At 46.4% G+C, this 3796-nt stretch carries 3 protein-coding genes; 2 read left to right on the top strand and 1 reads right to left on the bottom strand.

What is annotated here, in order from left to right:
• The first annotated feature begins 323 nt into the window (after positions 1-323).
• Together ACTHUE_RS12825 and ACTHUE_RS12820 are read left to right on the top strand one after the other, a co-directional pair.
• Positions 324-542 carry a YdcH family protein gene (locus ACTHUE_RS12825; RefSeq protein WP_003685475.1) on the top strand — a complete coding sequence of 73 codons (219 nt, stop codon included), beginning with the start codon at positions 324-326 and terminating at the stop codon, positions 540-542.
• 230 nt (positions 543-772) lie between these two features.
• Positions 773-2974, top strand: a complete 2202-nt coding sequence (locus tag ACTHUE_RS12820; RefSeq protein ID WP_070461685.1) for a FepA family TonB-dependent siderophore receptor — start codon at positions 773-775, stop codon at positions 2972-2974.
• A gap of 178 nt (positions 2975-3152) precedes the next feature.
• Here the strand turns inward: ACTHUE_RS12820 and ACTHUE_RS12815 are convergent.
• Positions 3153-3796 (bottom strand): NAD(P)H-dependent oxidoreductase (locus ACTHUE_RS12815; RefSeq protein ID WP_440423645.1); only part of this gene is annotated, 644 nt, incomplete at its 5' end.

Below are 3796 nucleotides of genomic sequence, written 5' to 3'. Positions count from 1 at the left end.
ATTGACCGGCATCCATGAAGGATGGTTTTCAAGCAGGATAAATTGTCCGTCCATGCCGTTGATATGACGGAATAGGGTGGTTCGGCCATTGTGTAAACGCATAAGCCCGATTGTATGCCCAAGTCGGTAAGCCGTCTATAAAGCCGTTTCTTTCTATTTTGGCGCTAACTTATGTTGATATTATTAATTTTGATGTAAAACAGTTTCGACTTAAAAAAGACTGGATAAAACGCCCGTGTTTGTTATAATGAAGCTAAAGATTGATTCGTCCTAGTTTTTGACCGCAGTACTTTTTTATTTAATTAACAAGAGAGGAAAACAAAATGTTTCCAGAATATCGCGATTTGATTTCTAAATTGAAACAAGAAGATGCACACTTTGCCCGTTTGTTTGACGAGCACAATGAGCTGGACGATAAAATCACCGGTTTGGTTAACAACCCTGTTACCAGCGGTGCCGAAGAGATTGAAGAGCTGAAAAAAGCCAAACTCAAACTCAAAGACGAATTGTATGCTCTTCTGCAAAAAGCAGCAGGCAAATAATTAAAAATTGAATAAGGCCGTCTGAACGGTATGATAGGAATCTCGGATTTCGTTTCATACTGGTTCAGACGGCCTTTTTAGTTGTTTGGTATTTGTTATTTTTATTAGCACAATTTAACTTTTAATTGTAAATCACTCTTAATTGCGTTGAAAACTCTGTTAAGGTTATTTAAAATCTCGAATAATTTTTATTTTGATTTTAAACAAACAAAACCAAGAGAAACAATGCAATGAAAACATTCACACTCGCTATTTTGCCTTTGGCGTTAATTAGTGCATTCTCACACGCAGCTGAAGAGAAAGCTGTTGAACAGGCTGAAGTCGATACCGTTTACGTTACTGCCGAGAAGCAGTTGCAACAGTCGCTCGGCGTATCGCGTATTTCTAAAGACGACATCGACAAACGCCCTGCAGCCAATGATATTTCCGAATTTGTCCGCACTATGCCGGGCGTTAACCTGACCGGCAATACGGCGACGGGTCAGCGTGGCAACAAACGCCAAATCGACTTGCGCGGTATGGGCCCTGAAAATACATTGATTTTGATTGACGGCAAGCCGGTTAATTCGCGCCAATCCGAGCGTATTAGTATGCGTGGTGAACGCAATACGCGTGGCGACAGTAACTGGGTGCCGGTTGAAGAGATTGAATCCATTACCGTCTTGCGCGGTCCGGCGGCAACACGTTACGGCTCTGGCGCGATGGGTGGCGTGGTCAATATTGTTACCAAAAAAGTGTCTAAAGAATTTAAAGGCCAAGTCAATCTTTACGCCAATCAGCCGCAAGACAACAAAGAGGGCGCAACCCGCCGTATCGGCTTTAATTTGAGCGGTCCGATTATCCAAGATACTTTGGGCTTCCGCATTTATGGCAACCTGAATAAAACGGATGCAGATGCTGCCGATATTAATGCCGGACACGGCAATGACAGCGCGGCCGGTGTTGAAGGTGTACGCAATAAAGACATTGCAGGCCGTCTGCAATGGAAAATCAGCCCAGCGCAAACGCTGATTTTGGACAGCAGTTACAGCCGTCAGGGCAATATCTACAACGGCGATACGCAAAACAGCAATCCGCGTTCTGCTTTGGTTAATTCTTTGGCCGACAGCAAAGCCGAAACTGCCCGCTTATACCGTTCCGCTTATTCTTTAACGCATGACGGCGCATGGGAATGGGGCGATACTAAAAACGTGATCAGTTATGAGCGCACAATCAACAGCCACTTGCCTGAAGGTTTGGCCGGTGGTCCGGAAGGCAGCTATACAGGCTTGGATTTTGTTCAAAGCCGTCTGAAAAACCTGCGCTTCAGCAGCGAAGCGAATATTCCGTTCAAACTTGGTGTCGATAACGTGTTGACGGTTGGTGCAGAATTTACTGACAGCAAATTGGACGATCCTGCCTCCAATACTCAGGGATTTAAAGACCAAGGCAAAACCGATGCGTTTAACGGCATCTCCGCAACGCGCGGTGGTAAGGCATCTCAACGCAACTGGGCGGCATACGTTGAAGACAATATTTCATTGACCGACAAAACCCATCTGATTCCGGCCATCCGTTTCGACCACAACAGCGACAGCGGCAGAAATTGGAGTCCGGCTTTGAACTTCTCGCATCAAATCGGCGAAAACTGGTTGGTCAAAGGCGGTATTGCCCGTGCGTATAAAGCGCCAAACCTGTATCAAACCAATCCTGACTTTATCCTGTACACACGCGGTCAAGGCTGTCCGCTCAATGCGCCGAACAGTGTCCGCTGCTACTACATGGGCAATGGCAATTTGAAACCTGAAACCAGTATCAATAAAGAGATTGGTCTTGAATTCAACAAAAACGGCTGGCAGGCTTCGGCGACTTATTTCCACAACGCGTACCGCAATAAAATCGTGATCGGCGACCAGCTCATTGCCACCAGCAATATTGGCAACTGGCTCCTGCAATGGGAAAATACGCCGAAAGCGACTATTTCAGGTATCGAAGGCAACTTGGTGATTCCGTTGCATGACACACTCAAGTGGAGCAACAATTTCACTTATATGCACAAATCTGAAGATTATCAAGGCAATCCATTGTCTTTGGTGCCGAAACATACCATCAACAGCACATTGTCTTGGACGCCGAACGAACGCTTCGATGCCAATCTGACCTTTACCCACTACGGCCGCACCAAGCCGCGCAGCGTGGCAGTCAACCGTTTGGAACAAAACGGCAATCCTCGTGCAGGCGTAGCAGCGTTGTCTTCCGAACACAGCCAAACCCAAGTCGGCTCTTACGGTATTTGGGGTATCAATGCAGGCTACAACTGGAACAAACGCGTGGCTGTCCGTGGCGGTATCAGCAATCTGTTTGACAAAAAACTGTACCGCACAACTGCCGGAGCACAAACTTACAACGAACATGGCCGCGCCTTCTACGGCAGTTTGAAAGTATCGTTTTAAGTAGAAGCGTATTAAATCAGGCCGTCTGAAACGGTGTGAAATGAAATCTAGGATTTCTGACACATGGTTTCAGACGGCCTTCAGATTTTAAATTTAGAAGTATTTGTTGTTACGGAATTTGCTTCTCTTTTTAGAAAAGTAAAAGGGCGGTATTTGCCGCCCTGAGAATACAAACTGCTTATTCGACCCAAGTCACCATTTCTTCAATCGGTTTGCGTGATTTTTGGGTGATTTCTTTGGCGCGATAGCCGAATGTTGCCGCTACGGATACGCCCCATTCATTGGCATCAAACAGGCCTTCTGCTGCCAATACTTCGTTCATTTTGTCGTAGTTGAAGCCCTCGATTGGGCAGGAATCGATACCGATGGCCGCTGCACCTGTAAGCATATTGGCCAAAGCAATATAGGTCTGCTTGCCGCTCCAGTCAAATAGTGCGCGTTGGTCGTCGGCAATTTTAATGTCGGTTTCTTGGAAGCTTTTGTATCTTGCCAACGCTTTTTCCAGTTGCTCTCCTTGCAGGCCCCTGCGTTCGGCAACACTGCGGAAGAACGGGGTATCGTAACGGGCATTTTTCTTGGCAAGGATAATCACCAGATGGCTGCAGTCGTTCAGTTGGGATTGCATCCCCCAGCTGAAAGGCTTGATTTTCTCACGCAGGGCTTTGTTTTGAATCACCAAGAATTTCCACGGCTCAGAGCCGACGGAGCTTGGGGAGAGGCGGGCAAATTCTAGAATCGCTGCAAAATCTTCTTGGCTGATTTTTTTGTTGGGATCGTAATAACGGGTGGAGCAGCGATTTTCGAATACTTGCAGCATTTGTT

The organism is Neisseria sp. P0021.S005, assembly GCF_051956955.1.
This window is presented reverse-complemented; position numbering and strand designations above follow the sequence as displayed.